Origin of the sequence: Streptomyces sp. NPDC058052 (assembly GCF_042885515.1) — a bacterium.
Lineage (GTDB): Bacteria > Actinomycetota > Actinomycetes > Streptomycetales > Streptomycetaceae > Streptomyces.
This window is the reverse complement of record NZ_JBHVRX010000003.1, coordinates 202,811-225,153: the sequence shown is the minus strand read 5'-3', so window position 1 is coordinate 225,153 and position 22,343 is coordinate 202,811. Positions and strand designations below refer to the sequence as shown.

The 22,343-nt window shown below is 74.0% G+C and carries 18 protein-coding genes and 1 pseudogene; 3 read left to right on the top strand and 16 right to left on the bottom strand.

The features are described 5' to 3' along the window. The first annotated feature begins 187 nt into the window (after positions 1-187). The gene (locus ACFVU3_RS05755) at positions 188-1,306 is read left to right on the top strand and encodes a peptidoglycan-binding protein (protein ID WP_390063977.1); all 1,119 of its coding nucleotides are present in this window, start codon (positions 188-190) and stop codon (positions 1,304-1,306) included. A gap of 139 nt (positions 1,307-1,445) precedes the next feature. Then, positions 1,446-3,287: an alkyl/aryl-sulfatase gene (locus ACFVU3_RS05750; RefSeq protein ID WP_390063975.1), complete on the top strand. Its 1,842-nt coding sequence runs from the start codon at positions 1,446-1,448 to the stop codon at positions 3,285-3,287. Positions 3,288-3,301: 14 nt separating this feature from the next. Here ACFVU3_RS05750 and ACFVU3_RS05745 read toward each other — a convergent pair whose 3' ends face one another. The 3 genes from ACFVU3_RS05745 to ACFVU3_RS05735 form a co-directional block, all read right to left on the bottom strand. After that, positions 3,302-3,997: an alpha/beta hydrolase gene (locus tag ACFVU3_RS05745; protein WP_390063973.1), complete on the bottom strand. Its 696-nt coding sequence runs from the start codon at positions 3,995-3,997 to the stop codon at positions 3,302-3,304. Between the two features lie 181 nt (positions 3,998-4,178). Further along, positions 4,179-5,477, bottom strand: coding sequence for an acetyl-CoA carboxylase biotin carboxylase subunit family protein (locus ACFVU3_RS05740; protein WP_390063971.1), 1,299 nt, complete (start codon positions 5,475-5,477; stop codon positions 4,179-4,181). A gap of 156 nt (positions 5,478-5,633) precedes the next feature. Beyond that, positions 5,634-6,845, bottom strand: a complete 1,212-nt coding sequence (locus ACFVU3_RS05735; protein ID WP_390063970.1) for a pyridoxal phosphate-dependent aminotransferase — start codon at positions 6,843-6,845, stop codon at positions 5,634-5,636. A gap of 101 nt (positions 6,846-6,946) precedes the next feature. Here ACFVU3_RS05735 and ACFVU3_RS05730 point away from each other — a divergent pair. Beyond that, positions 6,947-7,300, top strand: a pseudogene (locus ACFVU3_RS05730) (winged helix-turn-helix transcriptional regulator); the annotation flags it as partial. Between the two features lie 137 nt (positions 7,301-7,437). Here the strand turns inward: ACFVU3_RS05730 and ectB are convergent. The 13 genes from ectB to ACFVU3_RS05665 all read right to left on the bottom strand — a co-directional run bounded on the left by ectB (position 7,438) and on the right by ACFVU3_RS05665 (position 22,335). Beyond that, on the bottom strand, positions 7,438-8,688 hold the full coding sequence (ectB, locus tag ACFVU3_RS05725) for a diaminobutyrate--2-oxoglutarate transaminase (protein WP_390063968.1): 1,251 nt from the start codon (positions 8,686-8,688) through the stop codon (positions 7,438-7,440). A gap of 66 nt (positions 8,689-8,754) precedes the next feature. After that, complete coding sequence (locus ACFVU3_RS05720) at positions 8,755-9,927, bottom strand: amino acid:polyamine antiporter (RefSeq protein ID WP_390063967.1); 1,173 nt, start codon at positions 9,925-9,927, stop codon at positions 8,755-8,757. Then, on the bottom strand, positions 9,924-11,207 hold the full coding sequence (locus ACFVU3_RS05715; protein WP_390063966.1) for a lysine N(6)-hydroxylase/L-ornithine N(5)-oxygenase family protein: 1,284 nt from the start codon (positions 11,205-11,207) through the stop codon (positions 9,924-9,926). Before ACFVU3_RS05715 ends, ACFVU3_RS05720 begins: the two co-directional genes overlap by 4 nt. Before the next feature lie 93 nt (positions 11,208-11,300). Further along, entirely contained in the window at positions 11,301-12,428 is a 1,128-nt protein-coding gene (locus tag ACFVU3_RS05710; protein ID WP_390063965.1) for an NAD(P)/FAD-dependent oxidoreductase, read from the bottom strand. Next, positions 12,425-14,398: a class I tRNA ligase family protein gene (locus ACFVU3_RS05705; protein WP_390063963.1), complete on the bottom strand. Its 1,974-nt coding sequence runs from the start codon at positions 14,396-14,398 to the stop codon at positions 12,425-12,427. Before ACFVU3_RS05705 ends, ACFVU3_RS05710 begins: the two co-directional genes overlap by 4 nt. A 41-nt stretch (positions 14,399-14,439) precedes the next feature. Beyond that, the gene (locus tag ACFVU3_RS05700; RefSeq protein WP_390063961.1) at positions 14,440-15,006 is read right to left on the bottom strand and encodes a DUF3291 domain-containing protein; all 567 of its coding nucleotides are present in this window, start codon (positions 15,004-15,006) and stop codon (positions 14,440-14,442) included. Positions 15,007-15,087: 81 nt separating this feature from the next. Beyond that, positions 15,088-16,344 carry an NAD(P)/FAD-dependent oxidoreductase gene (locus ACFVU3_RS05695; RefSeq protein ID WP_390063960.1) on the bottom strand — a complete coding sequence of 419 codons (1,257 nt, stop codon included), beginning with the start codon at positions 16,342-16,344 and terminating at the stop codon, positions 15,088-15,090. A 72-nt stretch (positions 16,345-16,416) separates the two neighbouring features. Then, a complete protein-coding gene (locus ACFVU3_RS05690) occupies positions 16,417-17,121 on the bottom strand; it encodes a rhodanese-like domain-containing protein (RefSeq protein WP_390063959.1) in 705 nt (234 codons plus the stop codon). Then, entirely contained in the window at positions 17,118-18,764 is a 1,647-nt protein-coding gene (locus ACFVU3_RS05685) for an AMP-binding protein (protein WP_390063958.1), read from the bottom strand. Before ACFVU3_RS05685 ends, ACFVU3_RS05690 begins: the two co-directional genes overlap by 4 nt. Further along, on the bottom strand, positions 18,761-19,678 hold the full coding sequence (locus tag ACFVU3_RS05680; protein ID WP_390063957.1) for an alpha/beta hydrolase fold domain-containing protein: 918 nt from the start codon (positions 19,676-19,678) through the stop codon (positions 18,761-18,763). The genes ACFVU3_RS05685 and ACFVU3_RS05680 overlap by 4 nt, the downstream gene beginning before the upstream one ends. After that, a complete protein-coding gene (locus ACFVU3_RS05675) occupies positions 19,671-21,284 on the bottom strand; it encodes an amino acid adenylation domain-containing protein (RefSeq protein WP_390064304.1) in 1,614 nt (537 codons plus the stop codon). The genes ACFVU3_RS05680 and ACFVU3_RS05675 overlap by 8 nt, the downstream gene beginning before the upstream one ends. A gap of 104 nt (positions 21,285-21,388) precedes the next feature. Next, complete coding sequence (locus tag ACFVU3_RS05670; protein ID WP_390063956.1) at positions 21,389-21,868, bottom strand: GNAT family N-acetyltransferase; 480 nt, start codon at positions 21,866-21,868, stop codon at positions 21,389-21,391. Next, the gene (locus ACFVU3_RS05665; RefSeq protein ID WP_390063954.1) at positions 21,859-22,335 is read right to left on the bottom strand and encodes a hypothetical protein; all 477 of its coding nucleotides are present in this window, start codon (positions 22,333-22,335) and stop codon (positions 21,859-21,861) included. Before ACFVU3_RS05665 ends, ACFVU3_RS05670 begins: the two co-directional genes overlap by 10 nt. Between the last annotated feature and the right edge of the window lie 8 nt (positions 22,336-22,343).

Below are 22,343 nucleotides of genomic sequence, written 5' to 3'. Positions count from 1 at the left end.
CCGCGGGGGTGACGTGCGTCACTTATTAAGAGTTGTTTAAGAATCTACGTCGCGAGTGCCCGCTTTTTATGCGGTCTGTCCGCTGTTGACGGTCAGCTTGAGTGCCGGTCAAAGTCTCCTCGACTCCACGCGGTTCTTCACGATTCCGCCGTACCGTCCACCGCTTCGCCATATCTGGAGCACCCGTATGCGCAACAGGACTGCCCTGACCGAAGCAGTCGCACCCCGCGCCCCCGAACCGGAGCCGCGCGCCACCGGGGCGCAGGGCGACGACGTCTTCGGGAAGGTCGCCCGGCCCGGCGGCGGCGGGGGGCCGGGCGCGCGCGTGCAGGACGTCGAACTCTTCGACGGCGATCCGGCGCCGCCGGGGGGAGCCGGACAGGCCGGAGGGTCCCGGGAGCCCGCCGTGGCCGGGGCACGCGGACGCCATGGGGCGGGCAGGCGCGGGCGCAGAGCGCCCAGGGCGGCGCGGCGCCGCGCACGGACCTCCGGGCGCGACGAGCGGAGCGCCGGACTGTCGCTTCCGCTGCTGATCGCCGGGGCGCTGGCCGCCGGGATCGGGCTGACGGTCGGACTCACCTCCCGCCTCGACCACGCGGGACCCGACAGCCTGACCCTCACGATGCCCGATCTCCCGCCGCCCTCGTCGGCCCCGGACGCCGAGCCGCCGGACCCCGGCCCGTCGCGTACGAGCTCCGCTCCGCCGGCGCCCGTCGCCGCACCGTCGACGGGCACGGGAGCCCCGTCCGCGGCCGCCGGCACGCCGTCGGCCGGGACCTCCGCCGGCCCGGCCGCCTCGTCCGCGCCCGCCCGCCCCCGTGACCGCGGCGCGGCGCCGACCTCCGCGCCCCCGGTCACGGCGGCGCCCGAGCCGTCCGCGACCCGGAGCGCCCGGCCCACCGGGAAGCCGGGAACGGAAGGGCTCCGGGTCGGCAGCACCGGCCCCGAGGTCGAGGACCTCCAGCGGCGCCTCCAGCGGCTCTTCCTGTACCTGGGGTCCGTCGACGGGACGTTCAGCCCGTTCCTGGAGGCGGCCCTGATCCGTTTCCAGGGCGCCCGTGACATTCCGGAGGAGCGGGGCGTGTACGGGCCGCTGACCCGCGCGGCCCTGCACGCCGAGACCGGCCTGGACGAGGACGGGCCGGACGGGGGCGGCCGGGGCGACGGCGACGACAGCGACGACAGGGACGACAGCGACGACGACAGGGACGACGACCGGGACGGTTGGGGCGGCTGGGGCGGCGCGGGCGGGGACGGCCGCGACGGCGGCGGCGGCCGTGAGGAGTGGGGCGGCTGGGGCGGCTGACTCCGGTGGCGCCCGGCCGGCCCCGGACGGTCCCTCCCCGCCCTCCCGCGTCCACCCGACATGCGGGAGTTCCGCGCCGGTGATCGGATGGGTCGACAGGCCGTGCGAGAGACCGTGAGCGGAACGGAGCACCAGGCACATGACCGAGACCCTGCCCTCCTTCGGGGACACGACCGACTTCGAGAACGCCGACCGGGGGTTCCTCGGCGCGCTCGTGCCGGGTGTCGTGACGGCCGGTGACGGCCGGGTGATCTGGGACGGCGACGCGTACGGATTCCTCAAGGAGCCGTGTCCGGAGACCGCCCACCCGAGTCTGTGGCGGCAGGGGCAGCTCGCCGCGCGCCAAGGGCTGTACGAGGTCACCGCGGGGATCTACCAGGTCCGCGGCCTGGACATCTCGAACATGACGATCGTCGAGGGCGAGCGCGGGGTCGTGGTCGTCGATCCGCTGATCTCCGTCGAGACGGCCGCCGCCGCCCTCGCGCTCTACCGGGAGCACCGCGGGGACCGGCCGGTCACCGGAGTCGTCTACACGCACTCGCACGGCGACCACTTCGGCGGCGTCCGCGGTGTCCTTCCGCACGGGACGGAGGAGGGCGTGCCGATCCTCGCGCCGGCCGGCTTCCTGGAGCACGCGGTCAGCGAGAACGTGTACGCCGGGACCGCGATGACCCGCAGGGCCAGCTACATGTACGGCGTCGGCCTGCCGAAGGCGCCGGACGGGCAGATCGGCGTGGGGCTCGGACAGGCCACCTCGACCGGCACGATCAGCCTGATCCCGCCGACCGTGGACATCACGGAGACCGGGCAGGAGGAGACGGTCGACGGCGTGCGCATCGTCTTCCAGCTGACACCGGGCACCGAGGCCCCGGCGGAGATGAACTTCCTCTTCCCCGACCACCGCGCCCTGTGCCTGGCCGAGAACGCCACCCACACCCTGCACAACGTGCTCACCCTGCGCGGCGCGGTCGTCCGGGACAGCCGCGTCTGGGCCCGCTACCTCGACGAGGCCATCGAGTACTTCCACGGGCGGTACGACGTCGGCTTCGCCTCCCACCACTGGCCGACCTGGGGCCACGACGCCGTGGTGCGGTTCCTGGAGGAACAGCGCGACCTCTACGCGTACATGCACGACCAGACCCTCCGCCTGCTGAACGAGGGGCACACCGGCGTCGAGATCGCCGAACGGATCGAGCTGCCGCCCGCCCTGCGGAAGGCGTGGCACGCCCGCGGCTACTACGGCTCGCTCAGCCACAACGTGAAGGCGATCTACCAGCGCTACCTCGGCTGGTACGACGGCAACCCGGCGCACCTGTGGGAGCACCCGCCCGTGGAACTGGCCCGGCGGTACGTGGACGTGGCCGGCGGGCCCGCCAACGCCCTGGCCAAGGCGCGTGCCTACGCCGAGGACGGCGACCTCCGCTTCGCCGCCACGCTCCTCGGCCACCTCGTCTTCGCCGACCCGGAGAACCAGGAGGCGAAGGAGGCGCTGACGGGGGTGTACCAGCGGCTCGGGCACGGCGCCGAGAACGCCACCTGGCGCAACGTCTACCTGCGCGGCGCCCAGGAGCTCCGGGAGGGCCTCACCGGGGACATGGTCGACATGACCAACCCCGAGATGGCGATGGCCCTGACGGTCCCGATGCTGATCGACTCGGTCGCCATCGCGATCGACGGCCCGCGCGCCTGGGACGACACGCTCGTCATCGACCTCGTCGTGACGGACGGGCCGGCGGCGGCGGGCACCCGGCACCGGCTCACCCTGCGCCACGGCGCCCTCACCCACCGGGAGTCCGCGGCCCCGCCCCGCACCCCCGCCGGGCTCACCCTCACCCTCGCCAAGGCCCAGCTCCTCGGGCTGCTCGCCGGGCGGACGACCGAGGAGCTGGGGATCGGGACCGAGGGCGACCCGGCGCTGCTGGCCCGGCTCCTGTCGTACCGCACGGTGCCCGACCCCGCGTTCCCGATCGTCACGCCCTGAGGGGGCGCCGGGGGTCAGCCGGCGGTCTCGCGGACCGCGTCCTCGATCAGGTCGGCCACCGCCCGGGGCTGCGAGGCCAGGGAGGCGTGGCTCGCGGCCAGTTCGACGGTCCTGCGGGGGTCCATGCGCGCGGCCATGCGGCGCTCGTTGTCGGGGTGGATCATGCGGTCCCCGGTGGAGACCTGGTACCAGACGGGCTTGTTCCGCCAGGCCGGCGCCGTCACGGCGTCGCCGAACGTGGAGGCGAGCGGGGCCTTCTGGGTGACGGCCATGACGAGGGCGTCGTCCCCGGACAGGTCCTGGGCGAAGCTCTCGTGGAACTTCTCCCGCTTGATCCAGAGGTAGCCGTCGGAGTCGGGCGCGATGTTCTCGAACGCGGCCGGCGGCATCTCCTGGCTGAGCCCGCCGGGGCTCTCGCCGGCGTCGGGCGCGAAGGCGGCGACGTAGACGAGCGCGGCGACGTTCGGCAGGTCGCCGGCCTCCGTGATGACGGCGCCGCCGTAGGAGTGGCCGACGAGGACGACGGGGCCGTCCACCTGACGGAGCATCTTGCGCGTGCGCTCGGCGTCGTCGGCGAGGGAGGTGAGGGGGTTCTCGACCGCGCGGATCCTGTCGTACCCGCGCTTGTCCAGCTCGACGATGACGTTCGCCCAGTGGGCGGCGCCGCCCCAGAAGCCGTGGACCAGGACGATGGTGGGCTTGTCGCTCATGGTGCTTCTTCCCTGCCTTGGCGATCCCGTGACGGAATCGGTACGGGCCATCACTGAGAGTGATTGTCGCGTCTCGCGGCCCGTGCGGCGCGGTACGGCATCCAAAAGGGTGTCGGCCGCGCCGGTGCTCCGCCGCGGCCGGTCCCTCCCCGGGAGGAAGGGCCGGCCGCGGCGGGGCGGGTCAGGCGGGGTCGGGCTCGACGGTCAGCTCGACCCGGTCGGTGTAGGCGCGGACCTCGGCGACCGGGTCGGCGTCCCAGGGGAGGTCGGCGACGACGTAGGCCGAGCGGCCGGAGGAGTCGGCGAGGGTGCCCAGGCGGGCGTTCCGGGGAAGCGCGACCATGACCGAGGCGCAGCGGGCCGGCGCGTCGGGGGTGGTGGCCTCGACGCTGGGCCAGAAGGCGTCGTCGACGATCCAGGACACCGGCTCGCCCTCGTAGCGGACGTCCGTGAGGCGGCCGGGGGTGTGCTCGACGAAGCGCTGGACGGCCCGGCGGGTCGGCGTCGGGTAGTCGGGGCGCACGCCGAGGGCGAGGTCGACGATGGCCGGTTCGATGGGGCGGCCGGTGGCGAGGTGCCACATCATGGTGATCGCGTCGCCGGGGAGGCGGGCGGCGATCTCCATGAGGACCGGCTGGCCGTCGCGCAGCCGGAACTCGGCGTGGGTGATCCCGCTGTCGAAGCGCAGCGCCTTGAGGATCGCGGCGTTGGCCGCGACGAGCGCGTCCGTGTGGGCGAGCGGGAGGTCGGCGGGGCTGGTGTGGCCGATCTCGGTGAAGAAGCGGCTGTCGTCCTCGTTGGTGAGCTTGGCGGTGACGCCGCTCCAGATCAGCTCGCCGTGGTGGACGAGGGCCTCGACGGAGAACTCCGGTCCGGTGACGAGCTCCTCCACCAGGATCGTCTCGTCCGGCTCGTACGCGGTGAGCGCGGCGCGCAGCTCCTCGTCGTTCTCGACGCGGACGACGCCCGAGCTGAACATCCGGCCGGCCGGCTTGACGACGGCGGGGTACGCGTCGGCGGCGGCGGACTCCCGCTGGTGCGGGGCGAAGGCCCGCCAGGTGGGGCCGTGGTCGCGGAGGATGACGCGCTGCATGACCTTGTCGCGGCAGACGCGGGCCGCCCAGGAGCCGGGGCCCGGCAGGGCGAGCGCCTCGGAGAGGACGCCGCACGGGTCGACGAAGACCTCGCCGCTGCAGATCACGCCGCGGATGTCGTAGTCGGCGATCCAGTCCTGCACGGACGCGAGGACGCCGGCGATGACGGCGTCCGGGAACTGGCGGACGGCCCGGATCCGGGAGAGCGGGTGGGCCGGGTCGTCGATGTGCCCGGTCAGCTTCGCCAGGTCGGTGGTGGGACCGACGACGACCAGCGGCGCCAGCCCGCGCTCCGCGATGTCGGTGATCAGGCGGTGCTGGCGGGCGAGGGCCGCCAGGTCGCTCATGACGATCACGGCGGGCGGGCGTTGGCTCTGACGGTTCAACGGAGCTCCTCCGGTGGGATGCACCACGGGTGTCGGGTGCGAGGAACGGTCACTTCATGATCCAGCTTGCCCGCCCGTGGCGTCCACGGTCCGGCGATACGTCAATTGCCGGTTCCGGCAGCGGAATTGGCTGGAACCGGACGCCCTTCCGGCCCGCTACTGGCGGTAGGTGGAGAGGAAGCGGCCGATGCGGTTGATCGCGGTCTCCAGGTCGTCGGCGCGCGGCAGCGTGACGAAGCGGAAGTGGTCCGGGCGGGGCCAGTTGAAGCCGGTGCCCTGGACCAGGTGGATCTTCTCGCGCAGCAGCAGGTCGAGGACGAGCCGCTCGTCGTCGACGATCTTGTGGACGTCCGGGTCGAGCCTGGCGAAGGCGTACAGGGCGCCCTTCGGCTTGACGCAGCTGACGCCGGGGATCTCGTTCAGCGCCCGCCAGGCCACGTCCCGCTGCTCGGTGAGCCGGCCGTTCGGCAGGGTGAGGTCGTGGATCGACTGGCGGCCGCCGAGCGCGGCCTGGACGGCGTACTGGGCGGGCACGTTCGGGCAGAGCCGCATGCCGGCCAGCATGGTCAGGCCCTCCAGGTAGTCGCCGGCCTGCTCCTTCGGTCCGGAGACGACCAGCCATCCGCTGCGGAATCCGGCCACGCGGTAGGACTTGGAGAGGCCGTTGAAGGTGAGGGTCACGACGTCGTCGGCGAGCGCGGCCAGGCAGTGGTGCTCGGTGCCGTCGTAGAGGATCTTGTCGTAGATCTCGTCGGCCAGCACCATCAGGCCGTGGCGGCGGGCGAGGTCGAGGACGCCCTCCAGGAGCTCCTTCGAATAGACCGCGCCCGTGGGGTTGTTGGGGTTGATGACGACGATGGCCTTGGTGCGGTCGGTGATCTTCGACGCGATGTCGTCGAGGTCGGGGAACCAGTCCGCCTCCTCGTCGCACATGTAGTGCACGGCCCGGCCGCCGGCGAACCGCACCACGGCGGTCCACAGCGGGTAGTCGGGCATCGGCACGAGCACCTCGTCGCCGTCGTCGACCAGCGCCTGGACGGCCATCTGGATCAGTTCCGAGGCGCCGTTGCCGAGGTAGACGTCGTCGACGGTCACGCCCGTGACACCGCGCTGCTGGTAGTACTGCATCACCGCGCGCCGGGCCGGCAGGATGCCCCGGGCGTCGCTGTAGCCGTGCGCGTTGGGCAGGTTGCGGATGATGTCCTGGAGGATCTCCTCCGGCACCTCGAAGCCGAACGGCGCCGGGTTGCCCGTGTTCAGCCGCAGGACGCTGTGACCCGCCTCCTCCAGGGCGTTGGCCTGGTCGACGACCGGGCCACGGATCTCGTAGCACACGTCCTTCAACTTGCTGGACTGTCGAAAATTCATCTGCGGCCTCCCGACCGTGACCGTCATCCGCGCCGCCGTGGCTGCTTCGTTCTACCAAGTTCCTACTTGGAAAGTCCAACCCTTTGGCTATGCTGGCCACCATGCCACGCCGAAGCTACGACCAGTACTGCGCCGTCGCCCGAACCCTGGACGCGGTGGGGGAGCGCTGGAGCCTGCTGATCGTCCGGGAACTCCTGAACGGCCCCCGGCGGTACACCGACCTCCACGCCGACCTCCCCGGCGTCTCCACCGACATCCTCGCCAGCCGGCTCAAGCAGCTGGAGAGCGAGGAGCTGATCGAGCGCCGCCGCCTGGAGCGGCCCGCCAGCGCGACCGTGTACCAGCTCACCCCGCGCGGGGCCGAACTGCGTCCGGTCGTCGAGGCCCTGGCGGTCTGGGGCCTCGACGCGCTCGGTGAACCGCGCCCCACCGACGCCGTCCGCACCCACTGGTTCACCGGCGGCGGACCGGTCGGCGGGACCGCCGCCGCCCCCGAGGAGACGGCCGCCGCGGCACGGACGTGAGACGGGTACGGCACGGGACCGGGGCACCGCCCCGCCCCCCCGCCGCCTCCTTCCGCCGCGCCCCGGCGTCAGCCGTCGACGGTCGCGGCCACCGACTCCCGCAGGACGTCGAGCCCTTCGGCCAGCTCCTCGTCGGAGGCGGTGAGCGGCGGCAGCAGCTTCACCACCTCGTCCTCGGAGCCCGAGGTCTCCACCAGGAGCCCGCGGGCGAAGGCCGCGTCGGCGACCCGCCGGGCGAGCGGCGCCTCCCGGAAGGCCAGGCCCCACGCCAGGCCGCGCCCGCGCCGGGTGGCCACCTGCGCCGCGTACCGCCCCGCCAGTTCGCCCAGCCGCTCCTCGAAGAGCGCCCCCCGCACCTCGGTCTGCTTCTCCAGGGCGCTGTCCGCCCAGAACTCCCGCAGCGCCGCGGCGGCCGTCACGAACGCCGGGTTGTTGCCCCGGAACGTGCCGTTGTGCTCGCCCGGCCGCCAGACGTCCAGCTCGGAGCGGAAGAGCGTCAGGGCCATCGGCAGCCCGTACCCGCTCAGGGACTTGGACAGGCAGACGATGTCCGGGGTGATCCCGGCGCCCTCGAAGCTGAAGAACGGGCCGGTACGCCCGCAGCCCATCTGGATGTCGTCCACGATCAGCAGGATCCCCCGGCGGTGGCACAGCTCCGCCAGGTCCGCCAGCCAGGCCGGCCCGGCCGGGTTCACCCCGCCCTCGCCCTGCACGGTCTCCACGATGACGGCGGCCGGGAGGTCCATTCCGCTGCTGCTGTCGTCGAGCATGCTGTCGAGCAGCCTCAGGCCCGAGACCTCGCCGCCGGCGAAGCCGTCGTACGGGAGCCGCCAGGTGTGCCCGAGCGGCACACCCGCGCCGCCCCGCTTGGACGCGTTCCCGGTGACCGCGAGGGAGCCCAGCGACATGCCGTGGAAGGCGCCCGTGAAGGCGACGACCGTCTGCCGGCCGGTCACCTTCCGGGCCAGCTTCAGCGCCGCCTCCACGCTGTTGGTGCCGGTCGGGCCGGGGAACTGGACCTTGTAGTCCAGCCGCCGGGGGGCGAGCACCCGCGCCCCGAACTCGGCGAGGAACTCCTCCTTCGCCACCGTCAGCATGTCCAGGCTGTGCGTGATCCCGTCCCGCTCCAGGTGGCCGAGGAGCGCCCGCTTCAGCGCCGGGGGGTTGTGCCCGTAGTTGAGGGCGCCCGCGCCGGCGAAGAAGTCCAGGTACGAGCGGCCGTCACGATCGGTCAGCCGGCTGCCGCGGGCCTGGTCGAAGACCACCGGCCAGTTCCGGCTGTAACTGCGGACCTCGGATTCGAGGGGGGAGGCGTTCATGAGGGGTCTCCTCGGAGAGGGGGGTGGAAAGGGAGCCGTAGGAACGGGAGGAGGCGCCCGGCGGTCTCACGCGCCGGACAGGAACGGGACGGCGGGCACCGCGAGACCCACCAGCACGGCCAGCAGCAGCGCCCCGGCCGGCCGCAGGAGCGGCCCGCCGTGACGTACGGCCGCCGCGGCGGCCAGCGCGTACCCGGCCAGCGCGGCGGCGGCGGGCCCGAGCAGCAGCAGGGGTACGCCGCCGTCCCGCGCCCCCGCCCAGGCGAAGGCGCAGCAGGCCGCGCCGACGGCCACGAGCAGCGCCGGGGCGGGCCCCCGCGCCGCGGACCGCCGCCCGGCCGGGTACAGCCGCGCCGCGATCCGGGCGGCGGTACGGACGTTGGTGAGGACGTACGACGTCAGGACGACGGCCGTCGCCACGGCGAGTGTCCAGCGCAGCGGCGCGCCCGCCGGAGCGCGGGCGCCGTGCTCCTGGACCGCCGCGAGACCCAGGTAGACGACGCCCACGAGGACCGCCCCCAGAGCCACGCCCGTGGCGGTGCGCCGGGGGCCGGCGCCGACCGCGGGGACGGCCCCGGTGACGGTCTCCCAGCCGACACCGGCGAAGAACAGCGCCGTCAGCGCCAGCCACAGCGCACCCGGCGCCGAGAACCCCGACGGCGCCAGCGCCGTGCCCGCCCCCGGATCCGCCGGCCAGAACAGGGCGGCGCACGCCAGGGCCAGGGCACCGGTCACCCACGGACGCCACCGGAGCAGCACGGCCGGCGGCGCCACGGGAGCCAGCGCCCCCGCCACGCCCACGGCGAGCACGCCGAGGGCGACCGGCAGGCCGTCCGGCCCCGCCCGGGGCGGCGAGCCGTCGCCGGCCGTCAGCAGCGCCGTCGCGGCGAACCAGGCGATCGCCGCCTGCCCGGCCGTGAAGGCGACCGCGAAGACACCGTCCACCGCCCGCTCCGCCCAGGTGCCCAGCAGCGCCCCGACCGCCCCCGCCAGGGAGGACGGGCCGAGCCGCGCCCGGACGAGCCCGGCCAGCACCAGGCTGACCGAGCCGCCCAGCAGGACGTGGGCCGCCCACACGAGGAGGGCGTCGCCGGCCGCGAGGGCCGCCACGACGGGCGGCATGACCAGCATCCCCGCGCCGAGGACCCCGCCGGCGACCTGCCCGGCGATCGCGAGCCCGGGCCGCCGCGCCGCCCGCTCGGAGGCGGCCGCCCCGGAGCCGTCCGGAGGCTCCCTCACGAGAGGCGCTTGCGGAGGCTCTCCGCGATCACCTTGGCCCGCAGCGACAGCAGGCTGAACGAACCGGCGTCGCCGATGCCGTGGCTGGACTCGCACAGGCCGTTGAGGAAGAGCGCCGGCGTCTCGGGCGCCACCGGCCGCACCTCGTAGTCCGGGCCGACGGCCAGATGGCCGTGCGTGTCGAAGGCGAACTCCTCCGCCATCCCGCGCATCAGCGCCGGGACCCGCTCCTGGTGGGCGGCCGGGCCGAGATCGCGGAACCCGGTGGCCAGGACGACGAAGTCGGCCTCGTGCTCCTCGGACTCCCCGGTGTTCAGCTCGTCCACGCTCATCCGGACGCCGGCCTCGCCCACCTCCAGCGCGCGCACCTGCCGGCTGCCGCTGACGAACACCCGCTGCTCGCCGTCGAGCCGCTGCTCGTAGATCAGCCGGTACAGCTCGCGCAGCACGTCGCCGTCGGCGGACGAGTAGTTCGTCAGCCGCATGAACTGGTCGATGGCGTCCTTCCGTTCGCGCGAGGCCCCGTAGTAGTAGTCGGTGAAGCCGGGGAAGTACCCCTCCTCGCTGAACGGGCTGGTGTCCTTCTCACGGAGCGTCAGTGACCGTACGAGTGTGGTCACTTCCGCCGCCGGATAGCGCCGGGCGAGGTCGAGGGTGAGCTCGACCGCGCTCTGGCTGCCGCCGACGACCGTCACCCGGCGCGGCACCACGCCCGCCTCCTCCAGCTCCCGCAGCGCCGGAAGATAGCGCGTCAGGTGGAAGACGCGCGGCGAGTCCACCGCGTCGAACGGCTCCGGCACGAACGGGGCCCGCCCCGTGCCGACGACCAGCGCCCGCGCCTGGAGCGTCTCGCCCGCGGAGGTGACGACCGTGTACCGCGGCCGGCCCTCGGCGTCCGGGCCGACCGTGACGCCGGTGACGCGCACGCCGTAGTCGACGAGCCGGTCGAAGTGACCGGCGGCCCAGGTCACGTACTGCGCGTACTCCTTGCGCAGCGGGAACTCCATCGGGAGGTTGAGGTGGTCGAGCAGCCGCCCGTTCTCGAAGAGGTAGTTGATGAAGCTGTAGCGGCTGCGCGGATTGCGCAGCGACACCAGGTCGCGCACCGGATGGTTCTGGATGTCCGAGCCGTCGAGCATCATCGCGCTCTGCCAGGACGGCCCCGGACGGGCCTCCAGGAAGCGGATGTCGAGATCGTGCCCCTCTTCTTCCAGGGCGATGGCCAGAGCCAGGTTGGCCGGACCGAAACCTATGCCGAGCACATCATGGCAGCGGGTCACTGTTCCCCCTTGACGAGAGCGAATGGGAGTGGTGCAGCCCGGGGCGAGGGCGCGCCGTGCGCGGCCCGCGGGCGGTCGAGCCGGAGCGCGCCGTCAGGCGGAGCCGGGACAGGAGCCGGCCAGGACGGCCTCGGCGATGCGGCGGCCGGCCTCCGGTGCCGTCTTCACCCCGCCGCCGTTCCAGCCCCGCACCGCCCAGGCGCGCGGCACGGCCGTCTCCGTGAGCAGTCCGGACGCCGGCCCGTCGGGGTCCGGCGCGCCATAGGCGTCGGCGGCCCGGATCGTGTCGAGGCACGGGGCCGTGGCGAGCCACGGGAAGTGCGCGGCGAGCGCGGCGACGGTCGCCCGCGCGTGGTCCGGGTCCGGCGGCGCGCCGACCGGCGAGCCCCAGACCAGGTGCGGCATCCCGACCAGCGTCCGGTCGGCGCCGACCGGCTTGGCGTACAGGCCGGTCCGCAGGTCGACGAAGGTCGCGTGATCCGGCACCGACGGGCCGCGCCCCACGATGCTCACCTGGATCGACCGCGAGCGGACCGGCACGGCGGGCCGCAGCCCGGGCACCGGATCGGCGGCCCACGGCCCGACCGCGGCCACGACGGCCCCGGCCAGGACGGTGCCCGCGTCGGTGACCACGACCGGGCGGCCGCCGCGCGCCTCCACCGCCCGCACGCGCACCCCGCAGCGGACGGCGGCGCCGTCGGCGCGCGCCTGCGCCAGCCAGTCCGCCGTGACCTCCGCCGGGGCCACCCATCCCGCCTGCGGCTCGACCAGGGCGATCCCCCCGGCCAGCCGGACGCCCGCCGCCTCCGCGGGCCCGGCCACCACGTGCGCCGAGGTGCCCAGGGCGGCGTTGATCCGTCCCGCGGCCGCCCGTAAGGCGGCCTCCTCGCCGGGGTCGGCGGCGGTCACCGCGCCGACCGTACGCAGCGGGGCCCGCCCCGACGCCCAGCGCCCCGGATCCCGGTAGGCGGCCAGGCCGGCCAGGGCCAGCGGGGCGATCGCCGGGTCGGGGTCGTAGGCGCGCACCATGCCGCCGGAGAAGCCGGTCGCGCCCGCGGCGCCCGGGCGGGGCGCCTGTTCCAGGACGACGACGGACGCGCCCCGGCGGGCCAGGTGGTGGGCGACGGCGGCGCCGGTGATCCCGGCGCCCACCACCACGACGTCCGCCGTGGCGGGCGGCCCCGCGCCGCCGGCGGGGCCGGCCGGACCGGCGTCGCTCACGATCGCCCGCTCGCGGCGGGGCCGTCCGCCGCCGCGCGGGCGGGCGCGGGCGACGCGACCCGGGTGCCGGAGGGCAGGAAGGACCAGTCGGCCTCGCGCACCGGCTCGCCGGGCAGGCCCAGCCAGGCCCAGACCCGCTCGGCCAGTCCGGGGGTGACCGGCCAGGCCAGCGCGGCGAACACCTTGGCCGCCAGGTGTTCGAGCGCCAGGCTGGTGCGGGCCTCCTCCGCCAGCGACGGGACCCTGCGGGCCACCTCCTCCGTCGCCCGGAACTCGGCGCAGCGCTTCACGAAGGAGTCGAGGAGGTCGACGTAGCCGCGGGCGCTGAACGACTCCGGCAGGACCAGGCCGTCGAACTGCCGCGTGGTCAGGTTCAGGTGGCGGTAGAACTCGCGGTGCGCGTCCGTCCAGGCGCCCGTTCCCGGCACCACGCCGTCGCCCGTCCCGTCCAGCGCCGCGAAGCCGTCGAGCCACGCGTGCGCCGCGACGTACAGCGGGTCCTCGGTCAGCCGGCCGGCGCGCTCCTCGGTGATCCGGGTGACCCGGCCCTCCGGGGCGTCGCGCAGCAGCGCCAGCCGGACCGCGTCCGGGCCCGCCTCGGCGAGCGCGTCGTCGGCCCAGACGGCGTGGCCGCGGCTGGTGGAGAACTTCTCGTCGCCCAGGTGCAGGAACTGGTTGGTGACGAACGCGGCGGGCAGGTGCTCGCCGAGACCGGCCGCGAAGGCCAGCACCGGGAGCAGCACCGCGTAGTAGAAGCTGTTGTCGTAGCCGAGGAAGAGCGCGATCCGCGCCGGACCGCCGTCCTCGGACTCCGCCCGGGCGGCGTCCAGGAAGGTGAGCGCGAGGTCCGCCCAGGCGTCGAGGGCCGTGCCGTCGCCCAGGTCGACGCCCCACCCGGTGGTCCGCGCGAGCCGGTACGGGGGCAGCCCCTCGTCGAGCAGGCGCTCCACCAGGATCTGCAGGTCGGGCGCGGTGGCCGACACCCGCAGGTACTCCCGCAGTTCGTCCGCGTAGGCGTTCAGGTCCAGCCAGAGCGCCCGCTCCGGGCGGGTGACGGCGGCCGTGCCGCAGATCCGGCACTGGACGCCGGCCAGTTCCCGCGCCTCGTTGGGCCGGCCGCACGCCTCGCAGATCTCGCCGTCGCTGGACGCCGCGCAGTGCGCGCAGGCCCCGCGCGCGAACGCCTGGTGCAGCGAGAGGTCGCAGCTCGGGCAGTACGCCGTCTCCCGCTCCTCCTCCCGCACCGCGGGCGAGGCGGCGACCCGGTCGAGCAGCTTCCGGATCCGGTCGGCGTGCCCCGGGTCCCCGGCGGGGCGGGTGAGCCGGTCGACGCCGACGGCGGCCGCGCGCAGGGTCGCCACGATGGCGTCGCCCTCGGCCGTGGCCACGGCCTCCGGCGTCGTGCCGTCCAGGAGGGCGGCGGTGGCGACGTACGACTGGTGGTCGTCGGTGCCCGTGACGTACCGGGCGTCGCGGCCCATGCTGCGCAGCGCGCGCACCAGCATGTCGGCGCGGACGTACGGGCCGGCGAGGTGGCCCAGGTGGAGGCCGCCGTTGGGCGTGGGCGGCGGGCAGAACACCAGGGTGCGGTCGGCGAGCCGGTCGCGCGGCGGCGACTGCTCCAGGACGGCGACGGCGCTCGGGATGTGCTCCCAGTACACCGAGACGATGTCGAAGGGCTCGTCGTGGTCGTTGCGGATCTCGTGGAAGCCGAACGGCGACAGGTAGCAGACGTGCCCCGGCCCCAGCTCGCGCTCCTCGTCCCCGAGCACGACGACCGCCCGGCCGGCCAGGACGATGAACATCTCGCCGTCCTGGTGGGCGTGGCGCTTCGAGACGGTGTGCCCGGGGACGCTGCCGAAGACGGAGCCGAACGGCAGCCCCTCGATGTCGGTGGCGGACAGCATGGGTTGCAGGTGCATCTCGTACGACCAGCTCATCGCCGACCGGTCGAAGGCACGCGTGATCAAGGGGACCCCCTGGTGGAGTGGAAGGGACGGGCCGGACGGCGTCAGGAGCCGGACGCGGAGGCGGTGCCCGGCCGCCCGGCCGCGCCGCCCAGCCGCGTGGGGGCGCCGTCGGCGTCGAACGGGTGGCGGAACGAGAACGAGAACGCCGAGGAGCCGTGGTCGTGCAGGTGCTCCAGCCGGGCGCAGGCGTCCGCCCAGGTGGGGACGGCGTCGTCGGGCACCCACCAGGCCGCGTACGTGGGCCACTCCGGCTTCAGGAACCACTCGTGCCGCCGGCTCAGCGTGGAGCGGTGCAGCCCGGCGTAGACGAAGGCGAAGACGGAGTCCAGGTCGGTCCAGAGGGACAGGGTGGAGGCCCGGCTGTCGGTCTCGTCGGTCCGGCCGCCCGTGTAGAACCGCGGCACCTCGAACTTCCCCCAGTCGCCCCAGTCCCGCTGGAAATTGGTGAGATGGCTCTGGCCGGGGTCCTCCTTCGCCCGCGCGACGAATCCCGGGCTGCGCTCCGCCTGCTCGAAGGTCGGCGGCGTCAGGTCGTCGAACTCCTGGACCTCGGGATTCCCGTACGGCTTCTTGAGGATCGCGAACGTCGTGAACGCGACACGCGGCATCGGTGTCTTTTCCTTCCCTGGTGGAATGACCGGACGGCCGGAACGGCCGGCGGGAACGGATCGCTTTCCGGACAGCGGGGCCTATTTCTTCGCCGCGCCCGAACCGCGGGCCATCAGGCCGCGCATGAAAGCGCGCTGGAATTCGGCCGGCATGATCATGCGGCCGGTCAGGGCCAGGTATTTCTGGCTCAGTTCCGGATTTCCGCAGATGGTGTCGAACATCCGCTTGCGGGTGGCTTCGTCCTTGTCGACGAGGGAATCCCCGCAGATTCCCTCGGCGTGCGGCAGGAGCGTCTTCTCGAACCGCTCCCGGTAGGCGTCGAGCCCGTCCCGGACGCCCTCGGCGTCCAGGGTCCGGCCGGCGAAGGAGTGGGCCAGCAGCTGGGCCGTGAGAAGCGCGAAACCGCAGCCGACGCCGCTCATGGCGTCCAGCGACAGGGCCGCGTCGCCGACGAAGGGGACGGAGCCGGCCACCGGCCGCCGGATGAGGCTCGGGTAGTCGCCGTAGCCGAGCAGCGGTCCCTCCGGGATCGCGTCGGCCACCGACGGCGCGTCCGCCAGGCCGTCGAAGTACTTGAGGAACTCCTGCATCCGGCCGTCCGTGCCCCGCCACCCCTCGACCCGCGACTTCTCGGCGAAGAGGACCAGCTCGGTCCTGCCGTCGACGAGCGGGTAGCTGCACGCCAGGTCGCGCTCGTTCATCACGAAGACCGAGCGGTTGTCGGCCGGCGCCTCGATGCCCCTGAAGTAGCCGAAGAGCGCCGCCCGTTCGTTGGGCCGGCTCTCCGCCTCGTTGCCGAGCAGCCCGGCCAGCCGCGAGCGCCGTCCGTCCGCCGCCACCACCAGCCGGGCCCAGTACCGCCGCGCCCCGGCCTCGCCCGCGGTGCGCAGGCTCCAGCCGTCGGCGTCCCGCTCGACGCCCTCGACGCCGGTGGCCTCGACGAACCGGACGCCGTGCCGTCGCGCGGACTCGCGGATCGCCGGGTCGAGGACCCGCCGCTCCAGGTTGAGCGCGTACGAGTCCGGGCGGTCGGGGTCGTATCCGGTCCCCGGGGTCTCGACCACCCCGCCGGGGGTGACGAAGACGGCCTTCGTCGCCACCGACGAGGACGGCTCGCGGAGGTGCGCCAGTCCGAGGGCGTTGAGCAGCGGCACCGTGTGCGGCTGCACGAAGTGGGTGCAGAGCTGCTTGTGGTACGTCTCGGGCGTCGCCCTCTTCTCGAACACCGCCACCCGGTGTCCCAGGGTGGCGAAGTGGACGGCGGTGGCGCAGCCGGCCAGGCTGCCGCCCACCACCGCCACGTCCAGCGGCGCGTCCTCGTGCTCCTCGGTGCTCACAGCTCGGCTCTCCACTCTCTCCGGTCCGGCGGACGGTCGTTCCTGGCGCGGCTCTGGTCCGGGTCGCCCCGGTCAGCACCCGCAGGCGGCGTGATGGGTGTGGTCCGGGGCGGCGTGGCCGTCCGTCGGGTGGCCGTCCCGCTTCCACCAGTCGAGGCCGCCGATCAGCTCCTTGACCCGGAAACCCGCCGTCGCGAGCTTGATCGCCGTCTTGGTGGAGGCGTTGCAGCCGATGCCGTCGCAGTAGGTCACGTACAGCGGAGCCCTGGAGAGGCCGGCCAGCGAGTCCTGGGAGATCGAGCGGTGCGGGATGCTGAGGGCGCCGGGGATGTGCTCCGCCGCGTACGACTCGCTGCTGCGTCCGTCGACGACGACGAGGTCCTGCCCGGCGGCGAGTGCGTCCCTGAGGTCCGCCGAGTCGATCTCGTAGGCCAGTTTCGCCTGGTAGTAGGCGAGCTGGCCGTGGTGCTCGCGGGGCTCGGCCGCGCTCTCGGCGACCGGTGCCTGCTCCTCCGGCTCGCCGAGGAACCGGTCGGCGAGGGCGTACAGGTCGCCGAGGGTGCTGGGCGTGACGAGCGAGTCCGCGTGCTCGCCCAGGTCGACGCCGGCGTCCTCCAGGAGGGTGACGAGGACGCTGATGGTCAGGAGCGAGTCCAGACCGAGGGTGTTGAGAGGGGTGCTGTCGGGGAGAGGGGAGAGGTCCACCGGCTTGCCGAGGGCCGTCTCCAGGTAGGCGCCGACCTTCTCCTTGACCGTGTCGTTCACCGCTGTGCTCATATCTCCACCTCGTCATCGAAGGGTTCGACGGCGCCGTCGGCCGACATTGCGAAGTACGTCGCGTGCGACCGCCGTTCGGCCGCCGCGGTGAGTCGTCCGGCCAGGTCGGCTCCGCCGTGCTCCGGTGCCCAGGGGGCCGGTGCGGGGCGGTTCCAGGCGAGCAGGGCCGGGCGCAGGGGTTCGGGCAGCAGCTCGCGCAGCTGCTCGGTGAGGCCGGGGAGGTCGCGCCGTTCCTTCGCGGCGACCACGAGCGCGACGACGTCGCGGCCGGAGCGCCGGACCACGGTGGCGGCCGCCCGCTCGACCCCGGGGCAGCTCAGGGCGGCCCGTTCGATCTCGTGCAGGTGGGTGCGGCGGCCGGCGAGCCATGTGATCCGCTCGTCGGCGTGGCGGCGCAGCACGAGGGCGCCGTCGGCGTCGTACCCGCAGAGGTCGCCGGTACGGAACCAGCGGGTCCCGTCGGCGTCGACGACCAGCCGGGCGGTCTCCTCGGGCTGGTCGAAGTAGCCGCGCATGACCTGCGGGCCGCCGATCCAGAGCTCTCCCTCCGCGCCGGGCCCGTGGACCTCGGCCCCGTCCCGGACGAGCTTCGCGAGGGTGCCGCGCAGGGGCCGGCCGACGGGGCAGGGGTCGGCGCTCCCGGTGTCCGCGGCCCCGACGGTGTGGGTGAGGCCGAAGATCGTGGCCTCGGGCGGGCCGAACGCCTGTACGAGCCGGATCCCGGGGAGCTGCTCGGCCCAGACGCGCAGGACGGGGGAGGGGCAGACCTGGGCGCCCGTCATCACCACCTCCAGGGTGGGCAGCTTCTCCGGGGTGATCTGGCGCGCGTCCCGGGTGAACAGGTCCAGCAGCACGGTGACGGCGACGAGGTGCGTGACGCGGTGGCGGGCGACCGCGGACCGCAGCAGGGCGCCGACGGGGAGGCTGCGGTACTGGTGGACGAAGGCGCCCACCGACAGGGGGAGCAGGGTGTCCAGGAGGGACACGTCGAAGTGGAACGGGGAGAGGCTCAGCACGCGCGCGTCGGGTGTGAGGCGCAGCACCTCGTTGTGGCCCGTGAAGTGGGCGAGGAGTCCGGCGGCGGTGATCTCGGCGCCCTGCGGCACCCCCGTGGCGCCGGAGGCGAAGACGATGTAGGCGGTGTCCTGCGGGCCGTGGGCGACGGTGGTGTGCGGGGCGGCGGGTCCGGAGAGGACCGCGGCCAGGTCCTCCCCGTCGAGCATCGGGGTGCCGGGGAGCATGTTCCTCCGGGCCGGCGGTGCGATCACGGCGGCCGGCCGGATCCGGCCGAGGAGCGCGCGGGTCCGGTGCGCGGGGTCGTCGGAGTCGACGGGCACGTGGACGGCGCCGCGCTTCCAGATGCCCAGGATGATCATGGGCATGACAGGTCGTGTCTCGGTGAGGACCGCGACCCGGTCGCCCGGGCCCACCCCCTGGCCGGCCAGCCACGCCGCGATCCTCAGGGCACCCTCCTCCAGCTCGGCGAAGGTGTGCCGCGTCGCCCCGTCGTCGATGGCGACGCGATCCGGCCACTTGCGGGCCGGAGCCGCCAGCAGATCGCCGAGGGCGGGCGGCGGGCCGGCCGCGCCGGCGGGATCGGTGGACCACGGCGGCAGCGTCACCGGGCCGGTTCGGGCGGTCATGAGCGGCCCCGTTCTGTGAGGGGGAAGGCGGTCCTGGCGATCTCGGCGACGGCGCTCCCGGCCGAGGCCAGCCGCCCCGAGTACAGGCAGAAGTCGTGCGGGAGGTCCGGGAAGTGCCGGTGCCGCAGTCCGGGCGACCGGCCGGCCATCAGCTCCGCCCAGGCGAGGCCCTCGTCGCGGAGGACGTCGCACCCCGCGGTCACGATCGAGCAGTCCGGCAGCCGTTCCAGATCGCTCCCGGACAGGCGCATCGGGTCGAAGTCGCGGGCCGAGAAGAAGGGTTCGAGGAACGAGGTGAAGAGCCGCATGGCGTCCCGGTCGAGGAAGTGGCCCTCGCCGAAGGCCCCGTAGGACGCCCGCTCCGTCCGCAGGTCGAGGACGGGATAGAGGAGCACGATCCGGGCGAAGGCCCGGGGCAGGACCCGCAGGCTCAGATAGAGCGCCAGCAGCCCGCCGACGCTGTCGCCGGCCAGCACCACCGGGCGGTCCGGCAGCGTCCGGCAGCGGGCGGCGATCCGGTCCGCCAGCAGCTCCACCGACTCCTCGACGGTGTGCTCCGGCGCCTTCGGATAGTCGAACGCCTCCACGGGCGCCCTGAGGGTTCCCGCCAGCGTGCGTAAGAAGGGCTGGAAGACGGCGGTCGAGTAGTAGACCATCCCGCCGCCGTGGATGTACACGACCCACGGGCTGTCCGGATCCTCGCGCGCCGGCCGGACGGTGACCGCGTGCGGTCCCGCCTCGACCGCGGCGCCGTCCGCCGGGTCGACGGCGCCGCCGAAACGGGCGATCCAGCGTTCGGCGTTGGCCCGGTCCTCCGTGAGCGACCCGGTGGAGCCCCGGACCGCCATGATCCGGCGGGCCGTGGCGAGCCGGGCGAACTCGGGGTGCAGCGCCGCCGTCTCCGCGTCAGGCATGACCGTCCCCGTCGACCGGCGCCACGTCCCCCGCGGGGCCGAACGCGAAGCGGGTCGCGCTCGCGTCCCGGACGGCCTCGGCGAGCCGCCGCATGAGCAGCTTCTCGTCCGTCTTGCCCGTCGAGGAGACGGTGAGCTCCGGCGACCAGGCGACGACGGTCGGCAGCATGTACGCGGGCAGCAGCTCCGCGAGCCGTTTCTCCACGTCCGTGACGACCGCCCGGTCCGGTGCCATCACCACCAGCGCGATCACGTCGTGGCCCAGGCGCGGGACGAGGGCGACGGCCGCCCGCTCGACACCGGGGCAGCTGAGCACGGTCTGCCGGATCTCGCCCAGGTGGATCCGGCGGCCGGCCAGTTTGACCTCGTCGTCGTCGCGGCCGCGGAAGACGATGTCGCCGTTCCCGTCGTAGCTGCACAGGTCGCCGGTGCGGTAGTAGCGGACGCCGTCCACCTCGACCACCCGCCGGGCCGTCTCCTCCGGCTGCCCGTAGTAGCCGCGCATCACCTGCTCGCCGCCGATCCACAACTCGCCGACGCGGCCGGCCTCGTGGACCTCGGTCCCGTCGTCGACGATCCGTGCCGCCACGCCGCGCAGGGGCCGGCCGATCGGGTACGAGCCGACGCGTTCCCGGTCGACGCTCTCGATCTCGTGGGCGACGCAGACGATCGTCGCCTCGGTCGGCCCGTACACGTTGATGACCCGGACCTCGGGGAGGCCGTCCTTCCAGACGTTGATGACGCCGGGGTCGCAGACCTCCGCGCCCGTCATCACCATCTCCAGGTTCGGGAAGTTCTCCCGGGTGACGTGCCGCCCGCCCTCGGTGATCATCGTCAGCAGGGTGGAGACCGCGATCAGATGGGTGATCCGCTCGCGCGTGATGACCGCCCGCATCACCGCGCCCGCGTGCATCCCGCGGAACTGGTGGACGAACGCGCCCAGCGACAGCGGCAGCAGCGTGTCCTCGATCGACACGTCGAAGTGGAACGGGGAGAGGCTGAACACCCGCGACTCCGGCGTGAACCGGAGCACCTCGTTGTGGTTCCCGAAGTACGCGACCAGGTTGGCGACGGTGATCTCCACGCCCTTGGGCTCGCCCGTGGAGCCCGAGGTGAAGATGATGTACGCCGTGGACTCCGGCCGGTGCGGCACGGTCGGCCACTCCCGCGCCGGACCCGACAGGATCTCGTCCAGCTCCGTCCGGCCCGCCCAGACCTCCCCGCCGGCCACCGGCTCCCGGTCGTCGAGGGCGAGCACGACCCGCGGTTCCAGCCGCCCGAGCAGCCCGCGCAGGCGGGGCTCCGGGGCCGTGCCGTCGAGCGGTACGTAGACGGCGCCGCACTTCCAGATCGCGACGGCCAGCACCGGCATCAGCGCGCTCTTCTCGGCGAGGACCGCCACCCGGTCGTCCGGGCCGACCCCCCGCCCGGCCAGCCAGGCCGCGAGCGTCGTGGCCCGCCGCTCCAGCTCGGCGAAGGTGAGGCCGAGCCGTCCGTCGTGGAGGGCCGGACGGTCCGGCCAGTTGACCGCGGGGACGCGGACCAGGTCGCCGAGCGCGGGCACCGGGCCGGCCCGTCCGGCCGGGTCGATCGACCACGGCGGCAGCGCGGCGGGCGGTGACGCCGGCGCCGCGTGCGCGGAGCCGGCGGTCGGGGCGTCGGCGGTCGGGGCGTCGGGCGTCGGTCCGGACGCCGGTCCGGGGGTCGTCGTCACGAGGCGTCACGCACCCCGGCGTCGTAGTGGAAGCGGACCTTGTACTTCGACCGGGCGCCCATGCGCTCGTAGAAGCCGATGCCCGACTCGTTGTCCGGCGGGGTCTGCCACTCGGCCCAGCCGCATCCCTCGGCGAGCGCGAACTCCCGCAGCCGCTCCAGGAAGACCCTGCCGAGCCCCAGTCCGCGGTACTCCTCCTGGAGGTACAGGCAGTCCATGTAGGCGAAGCGCTCGGCGCTCCAGGTGGCGAAGTCGGTGGTCACGGTCATGAAGCCGCAGGGCTCCCCGCCGTCCAGCGCGACCCAGCCGTACAGCGCCGGCGGCTCCCCGAAGAACGCCGAACGCCAGCGCTCCACCTGGCCGTTCTCGTGGAACTCCGCCTTCTCGTACTCCGCGTGCTCGACGCACAGTGCGAGCAGCGCGTCCAAGTGGTCCGGCTCGATCGGCCGGACCTCGATGTCGTGGTTCACACCCACCCCGAGAAGGTCGTGTCCAGGTACGCGTCGATGGCCGCCCGGTCGTCGCTGCCGCGCGCCAGCACGGTGTTGACCCAGGCGTCGCGCTCGAACTTCACCACTTCGAGCTCCCAGACGCAGGCGATCAGGTCCCGCTGGGCGAGGGGGGCGAAGGACGTGGTCCCCCCGGCGTCGACGACCGCGCCGCGCACCCAGTGCTTCAGCATGTCGGCGTCGTACCACTGGCTCACCAGCAGATACGTTCCTTCCGCACCGCGGTGCAGGATCAGGAAGCCGGCGGGGTGGTCGCCCTCGGCCGGGGGCTCGCTCAGCACCGTGGCCGCGTGGTGCTCCAGCCACTCCGGCTTCGGGAGCTCGCCGGCCCGCTCCGGCTCCGCGAACATCGCGTACGCCTTCAGCGTCCGGCCGTTCACGTGCACCGGGGGGAGCGCCTTCACCAGGCGCGGTGTGTAGGTCAGAGGGTTCATCCGGCGGT

Excerpts from the sequence above, each read along its gene's own strand:
- ACFVU3_RS05755 (WP_390063977.1), top strand. The coding sequence starts at position 188 with ATGCGCAACAGGACTGCCCTGACCGAAGCAGTCGCACCCCGCGCCCCC.
- ACFVU3_RS05750 (WP_390063975.1), top strand. The coding sequence starts at position 1,446 with ATGACCGAGACCCTGCCCTCCTTCGGGGACACGACCGACTTCGAGAAC.
- ACFVU3_RS05685 (WP_390063958.1), bottom strand. The coding sequence starts at position 18,764 with ATGACCGCCCGAACCGGCCCGGTGACGCTGCCGCCGTGGTCCACCGAT.
- ACFVU3_RS05745 (WP_390063973.1), bottom strand. The coding sequence starts at position 3,997 with ATGAGCGACAAGCCCACCATCGTCCTGGTCCACGGCTTCTGGGGCGGC.
- ACFVU3_RS05680 (WP_390063957.1), bottom strand. The coding sequence starts at position 19,678 with ATGCCTGACGCGGAGACGGCGGCGCTGCACCCCGAGTTCGCCCGGCTC.
- ACFVU3_RS05665 (WP_390063954.1), bottom strand. The coding sequence starts at position 22,335 with ATGAACCCTCTGACCTACACACCGCGCCTGGTGAAGGCGCTCCCCCCG.
- ACFVU3_RS05690 (WP_390063959.1), bottom strand. The coding sequence starts at position 17,121 with ATGAGCACAGCGGTGAACGACACGGTCAAGGAGAAGGTCGGCGCCTAC.
- ACFVU3_RS05700 (WP_390063961.1), bottom strand. The coding sequence starts at position 15,006 with ATGCCGCGTGTCGCGTTCACGACGTTCGCGATCCTCAAGAAGCCGTAC.
- ACFVU3_RS05735 (WP_390063970.1), bottom strand. The coding sequence starts at position 6,845 with ATGAATTTTCGACAGTCCAGCAAGTTGAAGGACGTGTGCTACGAGATC.
- ectB (WP_390063968.1), bottom strand. The coding sequence starts at position 8,688 with ATGAACGCCTCCCCCCTCGAATCCGAGGTCCGCAGTTACAGCCGGAAC.